We start from the raw sequence: 17,658 nt of genomic DNA, 5'->3' as shown, positions 1-17,658 counted from the left end.
AGTGCAACGCACCAACCATATCAACGACAGGAGACAGGCAATGCCGCTACAACCATTCCACACCCGCAAGACCCGCATCGCGCTGGCGATCTGCGGCCTGGCGGGCTTGTGCCAGGGCGCTTCGGCCCAGCAGGCCGTGCAACCCGAAAACGTCGTGACCGTCACCGGCACCAGCATCCGCGGCGTGGCCGCCGTGGGCTCCGACGTGACGACAATCCGGCGCGAAGACATCGCCGCCACCGGCGCCACGACATCCACCGAGCTGCTGCGCTCCGTGCCGGAGATGAACAACTTCGGCGCGTCGGGCATCAACAATGGCCAGAACCAGGCCAACTTCGTGGACCAGCCGGCGATCCACGGCATCGGCGTGGGCAATGGCGGCGCCGGCCTCACGCTCGTGCTGCTCGACGGCCACCGCCTGCCCGGCGCCGGCATCAACCAGACCGCACCGGACGCGGGTTCGATTCCCACCTCGATCCTGGAACGGGTGGAAGTGATGGCCGACGGCGGCTCGGCCATCTACGGTTCCGATGCCGTGGCCGGCGTCATCAACTTCGTGCCCCGCAAGAACTTCAACGGCGCCGAGACCAAGGCGCGCTTCGGCAGCGCCGACGGCTACCGCACGAAGAACTTCAGCCACTTGGTGGGCCACAAATGGGATGGCGGCCATGCGCTGGCCGCCATCGAACGGTCGGAAAACTCGGCACTGGACGGCTTTGGCCGTTCCTACGCGGTGGCCGACCAGCGCCGCTGGGGCGGGCCGGACACGCGTTCCTCGAACTGCACGCCGGGTACCGCCAGCGTGGGGGGCGTCAACTATCCCATCATCGGCAACAGGGCCGGTAACGGCGCGCTCGTGCCGGGCGACCCGGTCCGTTGCGAAAGCAACCGCGGCAACGACCTGTATCCGGCGCAGCGCCGCGACCAGGCATACTTCAGCGTGCGGCAGGACGCCGGCGAATCCACGGAGCTGTTCGCCAGCTTCCTGTACTCCGGTCGCACCCTCGATTCGCGCGTGACCGGTGGCGGCGTGACCAGCGGCGGCCTGGCGCTGACGGTGCCCTCGACCAGCCCCTTCTACCTGCCGCTTGCCGGCGCGGCGGCCAATGCGCCGCAAACAGTCACGTACAACCCCGAAGCGGATTTCGGCGCCTTCACGAACCGCATCACCACCAGTACGCGCAGCCTGGTGGCAGGCGCCAACGTGCAGTTGCCGAACGAGTGGAACGCCAGGGTCGCCTTCAATTACGGCATCGAGAAGGATGACGTCAACAACTACGGCATCCACCAGGCGCTGGCGATCGCCAGCGCGGCCGACGGCACGTTCAACCCGACCGGCATCGGCGCGCAGACGAGCGCCGGCCTGCTGGCGCGGATCGGCAACTTCGTCACCCGCTACAACGCCCGGCATACGCTGAAGGAAGCGCAGGTGAAGCTCGATGGCCCGCTGTTCGCGATGGGCGGCGGCAAGGCCAGGGCGGCACTGGGTGCGGGCACCCGACGCGAGGAAATGGAAGGCTTGACGTCGGCCGGCCCCGTGGGCGGCAACTTCACGTCGGCACCCTACACGTCGAAAGGCACGCGCGACGACGACTTCGTGTTCGGCGAGCTGTATTTCCCCGTCGTCGGCGACGCCAATGCGCTGCCCGGCGTGCGCAGGCTGGACGTGTCGGTGGCCGCGCGCTGGGACAAGTACAGCGACGTGGGCAACACGACCAATCCGAAGGTGGGCGCCAACTGGACGGTGACGGACGGCGTGAAGGTGCGCTTCTCCGCCGGCCGCTCGTTCCACGCGCCCAGCCTGGCCGACGCGCCGACGGCCATCGATACCCGCGTCATCCGCGCCGACTGCAATCCCGTGCAGCACATCGGCTGTGCCAGCGCGGCACCCTCCGACTATGCGGTGTGGCTGGCAGGCGGCAACAACCTGAAACCGGAAAAGGCCAACACCTACAACGTGGGCCTCGACCTGGGGCCGGAACTGTTGAAAGGCTTCAAGGTGGGCCTGACGTACTTCCGCATCGATTACAAGGATGTGATCACGTTCCCCACGTTCGGCGTGCTGACCAATCCGATCGATGCATACGCGCCATATCGCATCCTGCGGCCGGCCGGTGCCAGCGATGCGGACTGGCGCGGGATCGTCGAACCGCTGCTGGCGGGCATGCGCCACGACGGCCTCGTGTATCCCGATGTCGGCCTGCCGTACGTGGTGTACGACCTGCGCCGCCAGAATTTTGCCGATGAAAAGATCCAGGGCATCGACTACAGCGTGGAGTACCAGCTGAGGAGCGCCGTGGGGCAGTGGAAGTTCGGCCTGTCCGGCAGCCACATGATGACGTTCGACCAGAACGTGCCGGGCGTGGCGGACACCATCGAGCTGCTGGACACGAACTACGCGGTGCGCAACAAGGTGCGGCTGCAGGCCGGCCTGGTGCGCGGCGATTTCAGCGCGGCGCTGTTCGCCAACCACGTGGGCACGTTCCGCAACACGGGCGTGTCGCCGGTGCAGCGCGTGTCGAGCTTCAACACGGTCGACGGCCACTTCGCCTGGAACTTCAAGGACCGCGGCATTCTCGACAACACCACGCTGGCCATCGACGTGACGAACCTGTTCGACCGCGACCCGCCCGTGTTCTATACCGGCGGCTCGATCCTGGGCTTCGACGGCAATACGGCCAACCCACTGGGCCGCGTGGTGTCCGTCAGCCTGAGCAAGCGCTGGTAAGCACCGTTTCACGTGACAACAAGGAGAGCAATGAAACCAAGTCCGGAACAGATCGCCCAGGCCAACGCGGCGGAGGAGGCGCGGCGGGTCAACCTGCCGGCCGGGGAACCGGTGGCGGCATTCCTGCGCACGGCACAGGCCTTGACGCCGGCGCTGAACGAGCGCGCCATCCTGCCGGTCGCGCTGGTGGAGGCGCAATCGCGGCCCGACCTGGCATTGCGCCATGCGATGCGGCCGGTGGCCGGTGGCGCCGACCTGGCGCGCCGCGATTGGGCCGAGGGCGCCGCCTTCATCGTCGATTTCGGCGAGCACCTGACGGGCTACCTGTCGTTTCGCGCCGTGCCGGTGGGCAGCGTTGCCGACAGTCCGATCCGCCTGCGGCTCACGTTCGGCGAAGTGCCCACCGACGTGGCCGAGCCGCTCTATCCGTATTCGGGCTGGATCAGCGCCGCGTGGCTGCCGGAGGAGATCGTCACGATCGACGACCTTCCGGCGGTGGCCAAGCTGCCGCGCCGGCACGCGTTCCGCTACGTGAAGGTCGAGGTACTGGCCGCGTCGCGCCGCTTCGGCGTGCGTTTCGAGGCGATGACGGCGCACGCGGTCACGTCGGCCCGCAACGAGCCGGCGCCGTTGCCGGCGGCGTATCCGGAATGGATCCGCCGGGTCGACCTCGTTGCGCAGCGCACCCTGCGGGACTGCCTGCAGACGGCGTTCGAGGATGGCCCGCGGCGTGACCGGCGGCTCTGGGTGGGCGACCTGCGGCTGCAGGCGCTGGCCAGCTATGCCACGCTGCGCGCCGACGATGTCGTCAAGCGCTGCCTGTACCTGTTTGCCGGCCTGCCGCGTTCCGACGGGCTGGTGAACGGCTGCGTCTATGAGCGGCCGGAACCGACGTACGGCGACACCACCACGCTCGACTACGCGGCGCTGTTCTGCGTGACGTTGCAGGAGTACGTGGAAGCGACAGGGGACACCGTCTGCGGCCGCGAGCTGTGGCCGGTGGCGCGGCGCCAGGTCGACTGCCTGCTGGCGCGGCTCGACGACACGCTGATGTTCCACGACACGGGCGAAACGTGGTGCTTCATCGACTGGGCCTTCGGCCTGGACAAGAGTGCCGCCACGCATGCCGTCATCGTGTTCGCGCTGCGGCGCATGCTGGCGCTGGCCGCACTGCTCGACTGCGCCGGCGAGGTTGATCACTATGGCCCGCTTGTCGACGGCATGGCGGCGGCCGCGCGCAAGCAGCTGTTCGACGCGGGGCGGGGCGTTTACACGAGCGGCCCTGGGCAACAGGTGTCGTGCGTGGCCCAGGCGTGGATCGTGCTGGCCGGGATTCCCGAATCGGTGGACGTCGCGCAGGCGGCCTTGCGCAACGCGCTGGCCGATCCGCAGGCCGTGAGGCCCATCACCCCGTATGCTTACCACTACATCGCCGAGGCCATGCTGGCCTGCGGGATGGCCGGGGAAGCGCTGGAACTCGTGCGTTCTTACTGGGGCGGCATGCTCGATGCGGGCGCCGACACGTTCTGGGAAGCGTTCGACCCCGCCGATCCACTGGCTTCGCCGTATGGCGACATCCACGCGAACAGCTATTGCCACGCATGGAGCTGTTCGCCCGCATGGCTGTTCCGGGCGCGCGGGCTGGGCCGGCCGCCCGGTTTCACGGGAGATTCGTTGCCGCAAGGGGAGGGCGCATGAAGGTCGAAGCCATCCCCGTGCCGCGCCTGCGGGACTTGCCGCGTTCCGCCTGGCGCGTGGCGATCCTGGCGGGCATGGCGTCCTACCTGGATGCCGCGGCCATCATCACCAGCGGCGGCGCGCTGGTGCTGTACAAGGACCATTTCGGCCTGACCCTGATGCGGATCGGCCAGTTGTCCGCCGTGCTGACGGCATTGTTCGCCATCGGCGCACTCGTCGGCGGGCGGCTGGGCGACCGCTTCGGCAGGCGCCGCGTGTTCACCACCACGATGGTCGGGCTGGCGCTCGGCACGGCCATGCTGGCGTTCGCGCCCTCGCTGGCGGTGCTGTATGCGGGGACCATCATCGTCGGTTTCTGCATCGGCGCCGACTTGCCGGTATCGATGGCGATGATCGCGGAGGAAGCGCCGCCCGGCTTCAAGGGCCGGCTGATCGCCTTCTCGCACGTGCTGTGGATGGCGGCGATCGGCACGACCTACGTGCTGCAGGTGATCGTCGGCAACCTGGGCGAGCTGGGTGGGCGGCTCATGTGGGGGCACGTGCTGGTGGCCGCGCTGCTGGTGCTGGCGCTGCGGGCCACGCTGCCCGAATCGGTCGAATGGATGCGGGCGCGCGCCGATGCCGACGCACGCAGCGACGATACGGACATCGACGCGGGCGGCATGCGGCAACTGTTCAACCGCCGCTTCATCGGCCCGTTCATCGCGCTGGCCCTGTTCTATGGCGTGTTCAACCTGGCCGCCAACACGGGCGGGCAGTTCGGCACGCTGCTGTACACGGAAGTGGCGCATACGTCCATTTCCACGGCGGGGCTGGTGAACACCGCGGTGCTGGTCATTTCCTTCGCCAGCGCCGTGCTGTTCATGCGCACCGTCGACCTGCCGTCGCGGATGACGTGGTTCGTGGCCGGTGGCGTGCTGGCCGTGGCCGGGCAGCTGATGCCGATCCTGTTCGGCGTGAACGTGGCGTCGCTGGCCGCATGGCAGATACTGCAGGGTATCGGCGGCGCGTTTGCCGGCGAGTCGATGTGGAAGGTCTGGAGCCAGGAACTGTTCCCGACCCTGCTGCGCTCGACGGCGCAGGGCGCCACCACGTTCTTCACCCGCATGCTGGCGGCCGTGGCCGCGCTGGCCACGCCGCTGCTGATCGAAAGCGGGCCGACCACGCTGTTCGTCACGCTCACCGTGGCCGTCAGCTTCACCACGGGGCTCGGCTGGCTGTATATTCGCAGGCTGCCGGTCGCCGCGCCGCAATCATTTGATTTCACAACGACAAGAGAGACGAGATGACGAAACTGAATCTGCTGCGCCGCGGCGTGGTCCTGCACGTGGGCCTGGCCATCGCGATCATGGCCCAAGCCGAACCGGCCGCGCAGCCGTGGCGCGATGCCACGCAGGCGCCGCATGTGCGGGCCGACCAGTTGCTGAAGGCGATGAGCTTAGAGCAGAAGGTGGCGCTGGTCAGCGCGGTCGACCCGGCCGAGTACGCGCCGCTGGCATCGCTGGGCGTGCCGGCGCTGACCCGCGTGGATGCGTCGGCGGGCCTGCGTGGCGACAAGGGCGTGACCGCGTTTCCCGTGCCGCTGCAACTGGGCGCCACGTTCGACGCGGCGCTGGCGCGCGAATACGGCAAGGCGATCGCCACGGAGGCACGCGGCAAGGGCTGGAATGTGATCCTCGGCCCCACGGTGGACGTGGCGCGCGACGGGCTGTCGGGGCGCCTGACGGAATCGTTCGGTGAAGACCCACTGGTCAACGCCGCGCTGGGAGCCGAGGTGGCCGCCGGCATGCAGGGCGAGCACGTGATCGCCATGGCCAAGCACTACACGGTGTACCACACGGAACGGGAACGGCTGACGTTGAACGTGGAAGTGGGTCAGCGCGCGCTGCACGAGGTGTACAACCTGCCGTTCAACTACCTGGTGGAGCGGGCGCGGATCGGGTCGCTGATGGGTTCCTACCCGAAGGTGAACGGCACCTTCATGCTGCAAAACGCATGGCTGCTGTCGCTCATCAAGCGTCAGGGCTTCGACGGTTACATGGCCACCGATTTCATGGGCGGCGCGGACGGCATCGCCCAATTCAATGCCGGCATCGATTCATGGTCGCTGCAACCGTTCCTGCGCAAGGCGGAAGGGTTCAGGGATGGCCGCATCCCGCAAGCCCGGCTCGACGATGCCGCGCGCCGCACGCTGTGGGCGCTGTTCTCGACAGGCACGTTCGACAATCCCGTCACCGATACGCCGGCCGCCGTGGTCACCAACCCGGCACACCAGGCGCTGGCCGTGAAGGTGGCGGAAAGCGGCACCGTGCTGCTGAAGAACGAGGGCGGTGTGCTGCCGTTGCGGCGCACCGGGCGGATCGCCGTCATCGGCCCGGCCGGCAGGGAAGCGGTGACTGGCGTGATGTGGTCGACCTTCGTCGATCCCGGCCAGTTCGTCACGCCCCTGGAAGCCATCGCGGCAAAGGCCGGCAACGCCGCGAAGGTGGCGCATGCCCAGGGTTCGCAGGGCGACGTGGTGCTGCCGTCGATGTCCGCCGATGGCGGCCTCTTTGCGCCGCCGGTGGGGCTGGTGGCGCCGGACGGCAAGGCGGGCTGGCGCGTGCAGTACTTCGGCACCGAGGATCACAGTGGTGCGCCGCTGGGCGAAGACACGGTGAAGGACATCGACATCAAGGGCAAGCCATCGATGTCGATGCCGGCGAAGTGGTCGGCGAAATGGGTGACCGAATACACCCCGGACAAGGATGGCCCCGTGCGGCTGACCGCTTCCGTCAGTGGCGCGGTGAAGGTGACGGTCGACGGCAAGGCCGTCATCGACGGTGCCCGGTCGACGGCCGAAGGATTCCCCGGCTCGGGGCCGTTCACGTATCCGCTGCATGGCACGGTGCCGCTGCAGAAGGGCCGCAAGGTGCGCATCGAGGTGGCGTATTCGTCCCGGGGCGCGTTCACCGGGCCGCGCATCCAGCTGGGCTGGCAGGGCGCGTCGATGATTCCGGATGCGGTGGCGCTGGCGAAGAAGTCCGACGTGGCGATCGTCTTCGTCAACCAGGTGACGGGCGAGGAAATGGATCGCGACGATTATGCGCTGCCGGCCGACCAGGATGCGCTGGTCGACGCCGTGGCCGCCGCCAATCCGAACACCGTGGTGGTGCTGAACACGGGCGGCGCCGTGAAAATGCCCTGGCTGTCCCGTGTCAAGGGCGTGGTGCAGATGTGGTATCCCGGCGCCGCTGCCGGCACGGCGATCGCCAACGTGCTGTTCGGCGACGCGGAACCGGGCGGCCGGCTGCCCGTGTCGTTCCCGGCGGATGAAAGCCAGGGCCCGCGGCCCTATCGCGGCGGCGGCACCGTGCGCTACGACGAGGGCGTGTTCGTCGGCTACCGCTATCTGCAGAAACATGGCCAGAAGCCGCTGTTCCCGTTCGGCTACGGCCTGTCGTACTCGGCGTTCAGCCTGGACCAGCTGGGCGTGCGGCCGGGGCAGGGCGACACGGCGGCCACGGTCTCCGTGCGCGTGAAGAATACGGGTGCCCGGGCCGGATCGACCGTCGTGCAGGTCTACAGTGGCGCACTGCCGGCACCGGTGGAGACGCCGGCCGTGAAACTGGTGGGCTTTGCCCGCGTACAGTTGCCCGCCGGCGGCGAGCGGGTCGTGACGATCCCCGTTGAGCGGCGCCTGCTGTCGTACTGGGATGAGAAGGGGAACGGGTGGCGGACCTCGGCCGGCAAGGTATCGTTGGGCGTGGGGTTCAACGCCGCCGAGATCGTGCAGCGGCAGGAAGTGCAACTGCCATCGCCAAGGCAGTAAGGCAGGAGGGCCGGGGTGGCGGGACATTGCCGCCCCGGCCGCGCAGCGGCACGTAGTGACGGGCGCCAGCGCGCGTGGGGACCTCCGGCACACGCACTGGCGTCGGCATGGCGAAGCACGTCCGCAAAGCTGATGCCAAAAAAATGCAACTAACCGAAAGGTAAAGTACATCACGCGACTTCCCGATCCCTGGCGGATCGACGCTCCGGGCCAGCAGGACAAAGGCACGCCGTGTGGCGCGCAACGTCGTCAGGCGCCGGGCGCGCCGTATGCCCTGAGGAAGACCTCGATGGCGCGGTCGGCCACCTGGTGGATGGCGCGCACGGCCGTGATCTGTTCGCCGAACATGGCCCGCTCGAGCAGCTCGCCCTGCAGCAGCCCCTTCAGGTGCATCGCCGCGACCCAGCCGTCGCAGGGCAGGATGGTGCCGGCCTGCGTGTGGTGCTCGAGGAACTTCTGGATGATGGTCCAGCCGGTGCGCGGCCCGGCCTCGTAGAAGTGCTTGCCGTGTTCCGTGCGGTGCGTGTTCTGCTGGGCCATGCGCACGGCCGACAGCATTTCCGGCGCCAGCAGCTGCACGAGGTAGGTGCGGCCGAACTGGCGCAGCACGTCGCGCAGTGGCCGCGCCGTGTCCAGCGCCTGGAAGGCCTGCTGCAACCTGATCTGCGCCGTATGCGCGAGCACGGCCTGGGCCAGCACGTCCTTGGAGGGAAAGTAACTGTAGATCGTGGACTTGGAGCCGCCGATGCGGGAGACGATGTCGGACATCGTGGTGTTCTCGAAACCAAGTTCGCTGAAGGTCGCGGCGGCCACCTGGAGGATGTGGTGGCGCCGCTCGTCCGATTTTGTTCTCATGGATACGTGGCAGGGCGTTGCGGGTCGCACAGTATGCCGCAATCGCCCCGGGTCCGGTAGCGTCGGTGCCGCCCCGCTATCGCGGGTCGCCCGCCAGGGAAAGGCGGCGCGCGGCGAAACGTGGGCCCCGCGCCCGCTTCACAGGTCGATCGCCAGCACCGGCGTCACCGCCCGCGACACGCATGGCAGGAAGCAGCTTTCCCGTTCCGCGGTGGTCAGGTAGCTGTCGCGGTGATCCGCCTGGCCTTCGCGTACCCGTGTCATGCACGTGCCGCACACGCCCACCTCGCACGACGACGCGACGTCGATCCCGGCGTCCTGCAGGCAGGCAAGGGCGGTGCGGTCGGCCGGTACGGCGATCTCGCGATCGCTTTGCAGCAGGCGCAGCACGAACGCGCGGTCGCCCCCGGCCGGCGCGATGGCGCCGAACGACTCGGTGTGCACGCAATCGGCCCCGAACCGGGCAGCGGCCCGCTCCGTGACCGCTGCCATGAACGGTGCGGGTCCGCACGCATACACATGCGTGCCGTCCACCGCGGCGGCCAGCAGCGCGTCGATCGCGGCGGCCGTTTCGTCCGGACCCAATGCGCAATGCACGCTGGTGAAGGGCGCCAACGGCGCAGCTCCCAGTTCGCCGGCGAATGGCACCAGGTCCGGCGCGCGGGCGAAGACGGCGAGCCGGAAGGGTGCGTTGCGCCGGGCCAGCGCATGGGCCATCGACAGCACCGGCGTAATGCCGATGCCGCCGGCGAACAGCAGGTGCGCCGACGCCGCGGGTGCCAGCGCGAAGGCGTTGCGCGGCGTGCCGATTTCCACCGGTGATCCCTGGGCGGCCGCGTCGTGCAGCCATGCCGAGCCGCCGCGCGACCGGGGTTCGCGCTTGACCGCGATCCGGTAGCGCAGCGGCGACGGCGCGGCGCAGCACAGCGAGTACTGCCGCGTGATCCCGCCGGGCAGCGTCACGTCCAGGTGGGCGCCCGGTTCATAGGGCGGCAGCGGGCCGCCGTCGGCCGCCGCCAGCTCGATGATCCGGACTTCGGGCGTGGTGTCCGCAATACTGCAAATGACGGCTTTCATTGCACGGCGCTTTCCCGGTTGTTTTCCACATCGTTCTCTTTCAGCAGCGCGATGACGCGCCTTGCCCGGTTCGCGCCCGCATCGACGTGGATATCCACCATCGGCGGCTGGCCAAAGCGCTGCATGTTGCGCCACTGCGCCTCGATGATCACGCGGTCTTCCTCGAAGGTGTCGGCCGTTTGCCGGTACACGGTCTCCAGGTTGTCCGGCCCGTCGGGGTGGCTCGATGCGGCCATCGTCCAGAAGTAGTGCGACGTGGTTGCCGTTTCCGGCGTGACGCCGTGGAAGCCGCGCATGTGGAAGCCGCCCCGATCCGGATTGTCGATCGGTTCGGCACCGGCATCGACGGCGCCCGTGAAGATCTGCAGGTGGCTCACGTGGAAATCGATCTCCTGCCAGCGGTCGATGGCGCCCTCGAACGGCCACGCCGCCGTATAGGTGGCCGGTGGCGTCGACGCCATCATCCTGCGCACCACCCGCACGTGTTCACCGTCGGCCGCCACGTTCGTCGGCGCTTCCATGTGCACGCGGGCGTTGCCGCCGATCGTTTTCGTGTGCACGTAGCCCACGTGGCTCAGGTCGAGCAGGTTGTCGTGGATCAGCTGGTACGGTGCCTGGTAGTGGAACGCGCCACCCCGGAAGCGATAGCGCGGGTCGGCATGGGCGGGCACGCGGGGAGGCTCGCGGTCCGGCTGGCCACCGGTTTCCTGTGCCATCCAGATCCAGATCACCTGGTCGACGACGGCGACGGGGTATGGCGCCACGCGCGCCTTGCCAGGAATCCTGGCCTGGCCGGGCACGTCGATGCACTGGCCATCGGCGGCGAACAACAGGCCATGGTAGCCGCAGCGCAGCGCGCCATCCTCGACACGGCCGCAGGAAAGGGGCAGGGCGCGGTGGCAGCAGCGGTCTTCGAGGGCGGCAACCCGGCCGGTGGCGTCGCGGAACAGCACGACCGGGCGGTCGAGGAAGGTGCGGCCGAGCGGCGCGTCGGTCACCTCCCAGTCGAAGCCGGCAACGTACCAGCGGTTCAGTGGATAGGTCATGGTGGTCTCCTTTTAGTTTTTCACGGGGTCGTGGACCGCGTCATACCGGTCGATTTCATTGGCGACAAAACCGCCGGCACTCTTGTCGATGCGGCGAATGTAGATCGTCTGCACGATGTCGTTGGTGGCGGCGTCAATCGTGACCGTGCCGCGCGGGCTGGCGGCGCGGTAGCCCTTCACCGCCTTCATGAAGGTGGGGCCGTCCGCCTTGCCGCCCGTTTTCGCCAGCGTGGCGGCGATCAGGGCCATGCCGTCGTAGGCGGAAGCCGCAAGGAAGTTCGGTTCGAAACGGCCGCCCACGGTCTTCGCGAACGCTTCGCGGAACCGGGCGTTCTCCGCCCCGGGCGCGACCAGGCGTAGAAGCCGGCCGTGTAGATACCCGCCAGGCCTTCGCCGCCTTGCGCCAGCACATCCTGGTCGGCCCAGCCTTCGCCACCGAGGAAACGGATGCCGGCCTTGCCCAGACCCTTCTCGTGCCACGCCTTCATGAACGACACCATGGGCTGGCCATTCGGCAGGAACACGTGCACCGCATCCGGTTTTGCATCCTTGATGCGCTGCACATAGGCGCCGTAGTCGACGGTGGACAGCGGCGTGCGCACGGAGCCGACGATCGTGCCGCCGGCCGCCTTGAACGTGCGATCGAACCATTCCTCGCCGTCCAGCCCGGGGGCGTAGTCCGCCACGAGCGAATACACCCTGCGCGAACCGGTCTTGTGCGCCCACTGTGCCAGCGGCACCACCGACTGCGCGATCGTGTACGACGTGCGGGTCACGTAGGGCGAGCGTTTCGTGATGCCGGAAGCGGCGGCGTTCATCACCACCAGCGGGCGCCGGGCCCGGTCGGCCACGCTGGCGGCGGCCATCGCGTTCGGGTGAAGATGAAGCCTGCAAGAATGTCGGCCTTGTCGCGGCTGACCAGTTCCGTGGCCAGGCGCTTGGCCACCTCGGCCTGCGGCCCCGTGTCGTCGCGGTACAGTACCTCGATCCTGCGGCCGCCGGCCATGGCGCCGTTCAGCCGCAGCCACGTATCGACGCCCGCTTTCATTTGCGCGCCGCTGTGCGCGGCGGGGCCGGAGAGAGAAGTGATGACGCCGATCCGCACGGGTTCCGTGGCGGATGCAGCAACGGTAAAACCAAGGGCAAAAGCAGCGGTACAAGCGAGGGCAAAGGCAGGCAGGGCGCTGCCGGGTATCAGGTTGCGCAAGATCGTCTCCTTGTCGGGAACCAGGGGCTCCCGCGGTGGCGCGGGCCTGGACCGGCCCGTCGTGGAACGATGATCACGCAATCTGCGCTATCTGAAAATGGAATTTATTGCATAATCTGAATTCGAAAACGTAATAGAGAGGGCGTGTGAAGGCTTTCGACATGAACCTGCTGCCGGTGGCGCTGGCGGTGTTCGAGGAAAAGAGCGTGAGCGGGGCCGCGCGCCGCCTGGGGATGAGCCAGCCGGCCGTCAGCGTGGCGCTGAACAAGCTGCGCACGGCCCTCGGCGACCCGCTGTTCGTGCGCACCACGCAGGGCATGCAACCCACGCCGCGCGCGCTCGACCTGATCGCGCCCACCCGCGACATCCTGCAGCGCCTCGAGACGGACGTGCTGGCGCGCCGCGATTTCGACCCCGCCACCACGCGCAGGCGCTTCACGCTGGCGCTGTCGGACATCGGCGAGATGACGTTCCTGCCCAAGCTGCTGGACCGGTTGCAGCGCGACGCGCCGGAGGCGACGATCAGTTCGGTGACCATGCCGCCCGGCGAGCTGGCGCGGGCCCTGGAAAGCGGCGACGTGGACCTGGCCGTGGGCTACTTTCCCGACCTGCACCATCGCAACCTGTTCCAGCAGCGCCTGTTCTCGCACGATTTCACCTGCCTGCTGCGGCAGGGGCACCCTTATCGTGCGCGGCGGCTCACGCTGGAGGCATTCCTGAAGATGGGGCACGCCGTGATCAAGGCGGAAGGGCGCAGCCAGGAAGTGTTCGAACAGTTCCTGGCGCGGCAGAAGATCGAGAGGAGGGTGGTGCTGTCGACGCCGCACTTCATGTCGATCCCGTTCCTGATCGCGTCGAGCGACCTGGTGGTGACGGTACCGCGGGCGGTAGGAGAATCGTTCGCGAAACTGGCGGACATCCGGCTGCTGGAACCTCCGCTGGACATTCCGCCGTTCGACCTGAAACAGCACTGGCACCGCAAATACCACAAGGACGGTGCCAGCGCCTGGCTGCGCGCGCTGCTCGTCGAGCTGTTCGGCGCCCAGGGGAGTGGAAAAGCGCTTACTGCAGGGTCAGAATGACCTTGACGGTATCGTCCACGGCCGATTTGTCGATATAGCCGATCGCTTTCGGATCGTCGGCCACGGCCTTCTTCACGTCGGCGTTCGACTTGAATTCCTTCGGCGCCTGCGCCTTGCCGGTGAAGACGAGTTTCGACCAGATGGCCTTCACCTGGGCGGCATCCTTGTCGGTCACCTTCTTGTAGAACTCGTTGCGGATCGCCGAACCGTCGGCCTGGTCGACCGGCGTGAACATCGTCGATTTACCGAGGAAGAACTGGGCGGCCTGCTCCGAGAACATGCGGGTGGCGGGATTCTTGGCGCTGACGATCACGACCGTTTCAGCGGCGGCGGTGGCGGCGGCGGTCGCCAGCACGGCGGCGACGGCGATCCTGTAGATTTTTTTCATGGCTGATCCTTAAAACACGAAGTCGACGCCGGCGGCGACGACGGTGACGTTCTTGCCCACGCCGGCTGGCGTGACGTCCGACAGCAGCGCATTCTTGACGCCCGGCTTGATGCGGTCGACCTGCACCTTCAGCGCGGCCGACTTGGCGAAGTCCCAGCGCACGCCGATCGTGTCCGACTTCTGGCCGGTGGGCGCGAGAATGCCCGACATCGCGCCGTACAGCGCGGGAATGTTCGCCAGGCCGGCCGGGATGTCGACCGAGGGCTTGGACTTGAAGCTGCCGTGCGCGTAGTAAGGCAGCACCTTGCCGAAGCGATAGCCGGCCATCGTGTACCACGCATCCGCGTCGGCCAGGAACATCTTGTCCACGCCGCGGCGGATGCCGTATTCCGATTGCACGACGATGTTGTTCCAGTCAGCCATCAGGCCCACCGAGGTAAACGAGATCACCTTCTTCTCGCGCATGCTGAAATCGCTGGCGAACTGGCCGAAGCCGGCATGCGACACGGCATCCGCCAGCATGTTCAGGTCTTTCGCGTCGATCGTCAGCTTGCCGCGCACGTGGGCGACACGCAGCAGCACCGGGCCGCGTTCGGCCGTGAAGGCGAACGCCGCGTGCGGCGACTGGAAGCGCTCCACCGACTTGTCCTGCGCCGTGTAGGCCTTGCCGCGCACCACGCCGGCTACCGCCTGCGCCGTGAAGTTCGTCTCGCCCACGCTGTGCTGCCAGCTGACGTCCGCGCCGTCGATATTCTCGAGGAAGTTCGAGCCATACAGCTCGGTCGGCGGACGCATCATCGTGTTGGCATAGCCCACGTTCTGGTAATCGGAGATGAGGAAGGTCGGCATCACCACGCGGCCCACCCGCACGGCGACATCGTCGTTGACCTGGTATTTCACGAATGCCCAGGCCAGCTCGGTCGTGAAGCTGTCGCCGGTCGACTTGCGCGACAGGATCTGCGTGGTGGCCGACAGCTTGTCGGAAAACTTGTACGTGGCCTGCAGGCCCAGGTTCGAATCGAGGCCGATGGTCGTCGTGCCGGCCGTGCCTTCGCGCTGGTTCGAGCGCGTGTAGCGGGCATCTTCCGTATTGCTTTTCGCGGCTGCCAGGGTGCCGAAGCCGGTGATGCTGAGGTTGTCGCTGCCGAGATCGGCCGCGTGGGCGATGGCAAAGGTGCCGAGGAGCGCTGCAGCTAACAGTGTGCGTTTCATTCCGTAGTGATCCATTGTTGTTCGTTGTGCCGCAAGGACGGTGGCGGCGGCCGGTAAGCATCGAACGATAGAGGGATTGCTGTGCGGCATCAAATAGTTTTCAAATTTGCGTGGTGGTTTAACAATTTACTGTCGCCTTTTTTCAACAGCGCAGCCCTTGTCCTGGCCAGGTATCGATCCGGCGGATGGCTGCCATGGAAATAATCCATTTTTCGGCATCGTGCCGTTTCCTTATATTGCTGACAGCCGTCGTGCCGGCGCCGCCGCAGGGCGCGCCGCTACCCCAATAAACAAAGGAAACAGCATGTTCAAGTACTTCCCGACCAACTATGTGTGGAACCTGTCGGTCGACCTGGCCATCGAGATGGGCGCCAGGATCGGCGAGATCGAAGAAATGTGCGCGCCGTTGCAGGAAGCCGCGCGCCAGCCCGACGCCGAGGGCACCCGCGCATTTCGCGCCACCTGGTCGAACATGGCCGACAAGCTGTGCGGCCTTGCCGAGGAAGACGAGCGGCGCGGCCGCCTCATCTCCGCCGGTGACAAGTACGGCCGTGCCGCCACCTATTACCTGACCGCGGAGCGCCTGCAGGCGCATGGCGCACCGGGCCGCACGGAGCTCTACAAGCGCTTCCTCGACGTGTTCGCGCGCGGCATCCGGCTGGCCGGCGAGAACTGCGAACGCGTGGAAATCCCCTATGGCGATGGGCACATCGCGGGGCTCTACGTCCGCGCCGAGGGCGTGACGGGACCCGCGCCGCTTCTCGTGCAGGTCAACGGCCTGGACTCGACGAAGGAAATGAAATACCGCGTCGGCCTGCCGCGCTGGCTCGCGCAGCGCGGCGTGTCCTCGCTGGTGATCGACCAGCCGGGCACCGGCGAAGCGCTGCGCCTGCACGGCATGACGGCTGTTCATGACAGCGAGCGCTGGGCATCGAAGGTCGTCGACTGGCTGGAATCGGCACCGGAGCGCCGCGCCGATGTCGATCCGAAGCGCATCGGCCTGGAAGGCGTGTCGCTGGGCGGCTACTACTGCCCCCGCGCGGTGGCCTTCGAGCCGCGCTTCGCCTGCGGCGTGGTGTGGGGCGCCAACCATGACTGGCGCGACGTGCAGAAGAAGCGGCTGGCGAAGGAAGGCAGCTTCCCGGTGCCCCATTACTGGGAACACGTGCGCTGGGTCTGGGGTGCAAAGGACATGGACGACTTCATGCGCATCGCGGAGAACGTGCACCTGGACGGTGTGCTGGACCGCATCACCGTGCCATTCCTCGTCACGCATGGCGAAAAGGATTCGCAGATCCCGCTGCACTGGGCACAGCGCACCTACGACCAGCTCGTGAACAGCCCCGGCCGGGAGCTGAAGATCTTCACGGACCGCGAGGGCGGCGTGCAGCATTCGAGCTTCGACAATTCGGCCAACGCCGGCGCGTATATCGCCGACTGGGTCGCGGAAACGCTGGGCGGACGGGTAGCCATCTAGGACAAACCGGTGTCCGACACCATTCCCGAGAGGGAAAGGTGTCGGACACCAGACTCACAAACACACAGGAGACATCATGAATATCATCGGACCCGACGCGCTGGTCTTTGGCGTGGACGACGTTGCCGCCTGCGCGCAGTATCTCACCGACTACGGGCTGCACCCGGCCGGCGACGGCCGCTTCGAGGCCCTGGACGGCACGGCGATCGTGCTGGCGCACAAGGACGACGCAAGCCTGCCGCCGGCGATGGGCACGGCCAGCATGCTGCGCAAGACCGTCTATGGCGTGGCGGACGAAGCGGCGCTGGGCGCCATTGCGGAGGAACTGGGCCGCGACCGCGAAGTGAAGCGCCTGCCCGATGGCGGCATCGAATCGGTGGATGACATGGGCTTCGTGCTCGGCTTCCAGGTCACGGTGCGCCGCCCGCTCGACATGCCGGCCGAAACCATCAATGCGCCCGGCGCGCCGGCACAGCGCAAGCCGAACGTGGTTGCTGTCGACGAGAACGCTCCCGCGCTGCCGCGCACGCTGTCGCACGTCGTCTACTTCGTGCCGGACGTGCCGCGGGCGGAGCGCTTCTATGTGGAGCGCCTCGGCTTCGCGTGCACGGACCGCCTCGTGGGCGCCGGCCCGTTCCTGCGCCCGGCCGGCACGCTCGACCACCACACGCTGTTCCTGATCCAGACGCCGCCGTTCATGAAGGGCATCGAACATTTCACGTTCCACATGGGCGGCCCGACCGAAGTGATGCAGGCCGGCTCGCGCTTCGTGAACAAGGGTTACCAGTCGTTCTGGGGACCGGGACGCCACAAGATGGGTTCGAACTGGTTCTGGTATTTCAACAGCCCGCTCGGCTGCCACGTCGAGTACGACGCGGACATGGACCTGCACGACGAGCAGTGGACCGCCCGCGCCGCGCCGGCCGGCGCCGATGCTTCGCAGCTGTTCCTGTTCGAGAAGCGCGACAACTGGGCACCGGGCGGCCCGCCACCCGGCGCCGCTGGCGCCGCGGAACGTCACTGACCCCCGCCGATCCCCTATAACAATATCCACATGCCGCCACAGGGCGGCAGGAG

At 67.5% G+C, this 17,658-nt stretch carries 13 protein-coding genes and 1 pseudogene; 7 read left to right on the top strand and 7 right to left on the bottom strand.

From position 1 onward, the window contains the following. Nucleotides 1-40 precede the first annotated feature (40 nt). From EWM63_RS30590 to EWM63_RS30575, 4 genes are read left to right on the top strand one after another with little or no spacing between them, the layout of a single operon-like run. Nucleotides 41-2,728 carry a TonB-dependent receptor domain-containing protein gene (locus EWM63_RS30590; RefSeq protein ID WP_165391003.1) on the top strand — a complete coding sequence of 896 codons (2,688 nt, stop codon included), beginning with the start codon at nt 41-43 and terminating at the stop codon, nt 2,726-2,728. Nucleotides 2,729-2,758: 30 nt separating this feature from the next. Further along, entirely contained in the window at nt 2,759-4,426 is a 1,668-nt protein-coding gene (locus EWM63_RS30585) for an alpha-L-rhamnosidase-related protein (protein ID WP_207221197.1), read from the top strand. Further along, nucleotides 4,423-5,715, top strand: a complete 1,293-nt coding sequence (locus EWM63_RS30580) for an MFS transporter (RefSeq protein WP_165391002.1) — start codon at nt 4,423-4,425, stop codon at nt 5,713-5,715. The genes EWM63_RS30585 and EWM63_RS30580 overlap by 4 nt, the downstream gene beginning before the upstream one ends. Next, a complete protein-coding gene (locus EWM63_RS30575) occupies nt 5,712-8,237 on the top strand; it encodes a glycoside hydrolase family 3 protein (RefSeq protein WP_130189885.1) in 2,526 nt (841 codons plus the stop codon). Before EWM63_RS30580 ends, EWM63_RS30575 begins: the two co-directional genes overlap by 4 nt. A 249-nt stretch (nt 8,238-8,486) precedes the next feature. Here EWM63_RS30575 and EWM63_RS30570 read toward each other — a convergent pair whose 3' ends face one another. The 5 genes and pseudogenes from EWM63_RS30570 to EWM63_RS33220 form a co-directional block, all read right to left on the bottom strand. Beyond that, nucleotides 8,487-9,092, bottom strand: a complete 606-nt coding sequence (locus EWM63_RS30570; RefSeq protein ID WP_130189884.1) for a TetR/AcrR family transcriptional regulator — start codon at nt 9,090-9,092, stop codon at nt 8,487-8,489. A gap of 138 nt (nt 9,093-9,230) precedes the next feature. Then, the gene (locus EWM63_RS30565) at nt 9,231-10,169 is read right to left on the bottom strand and encodes a PDR/VanB family oxidoreductase (RefSeq protein WP_130189883.1); all 939 of its coding nucleotides are present in this window, start codon (nt 10,167-10,169) and stop codon (nt 9,231-9,233) included. Then, on the bottom strand, nt 10,166-11,215 hold the full coding sequence (locus EWM63_RS30560) for a Rieske 2Fe-2S domain-containing protein (protein ID WP_130189882.1): 1,050 nt from the start codon (nt 11,213-11,215) through the stop codon (nt 10,166-10,168). The genes EWM63_RS30565 and EWM63_RS30560 overlap by 4 nt, the downstream gene beginning before the upstream one ends. Before the next feature lie 12 nt (nt 11,216-11,227). Further along, nucleotides 11,228-12,033, bottom strand: a pseudogene (locus EWM63_RS32755) (ABC transporter substrate-binding protein). After that, entirely contained in the window at nt 12,033-12,422 is a 390-nt protein-coding gene (locus EWM63_RS33220; protein WP_165391001.1) for an ABC transporter substrate-binding protein, read from the bottom strand. The pseudogene EWM63_RS32755 and the gene EWM63_RS33220 overlap by 1 nt, the downstream one beginning before the upstream one ends. A gap of 146 nt (nt 12,423-12,568) precedes the next feature. On the opposite strand from EWM63_RS33220, the gene EWM63_RS30540 reads away from it, so the two are divergent. Continuing rightward, nucleotides 12,569-13,504, top strand: a complete 936-nt coding sequence (locus EWM63_RS30540; RefSeq protein ID WP_130189878.1) for a LysR family transcriptional regulator — start codon at nt 12,569-12,571, stop codon at nt 13,502-13,504. Here EWM63_RS30540 and EWM63_RS30535 read toward each other — a convergent pair. After that, nucleotides 13,485-13,892, bottom strand: coding sequence for a type 2 periplasmic-binding domain-containing protein (locus EWM63_RS30535; RefSeq protein ID WP_130189877.1), 408 nt, complete (start codon nt 13,890-13,892; stop codon nt 13,485-13,487). The two genes, EWM63_RS30540 and EWM63_RS30535, sit on opposite strands and share 20 nt — an antisense overlap. 9 nt (nt 13,893-13,901) lie before the next feature. Then, nucleotides 13,902-15,104, bottom strand: coding sequence for a porin (locus EWM63_RS30530; RefSeq protein WP_130189876.1), 1,203 nt, complete (start codon nt 15,102-15,104; stop codon nt 13,902-13,904). A 304-nt stretch (nt 15,105-15,408) separates the two neighbouring features. On the opposite strand from EWM63_RS30530, the gene EWM63_RS30525 reads away from it, so the two are divergent. After that, the gene (locus EWM63_RS30525; protein ID WP_130189875.1) at nt 15,409-16,581 is read left to right on the top strand and encodes an alpha/beta hydrolase family protein; all 1,173 of its coding nucleotides are present in this window, start codon (nt 15,409-15,411) and stop codon (nt 16,579-16,581) included. 76 nt (nt 16,582-16,657) lie between these two features. Next, nucleotides 16,658-17,605 (top strand): VOC family protein, encoded by a 948-nt coding sequence (locus tag EWM63_RS30520; RefSeq protein ID WP_130189874.1) that lies wholly within the window; start codon nt 16,658-16,660, stop codon nt 17,603-17,605. Nucleotides 17,606-17,658: the final 53 nt, after the last annotated feature.

The sequence above is a fragment of the Pseudoduganella lutea genome (assembly GCF_004209755.1).
GTDB classification, from domain to species: Bacteria; Pseudomonadota; Gammaproteobacteria; order Burkholderiales; family Burkholderiaceae_D; genus Rugamonas; species Rugamonas lutea.
This window is presented reverse-complemented; position numbering and strand designations above follow the sequence as displayed.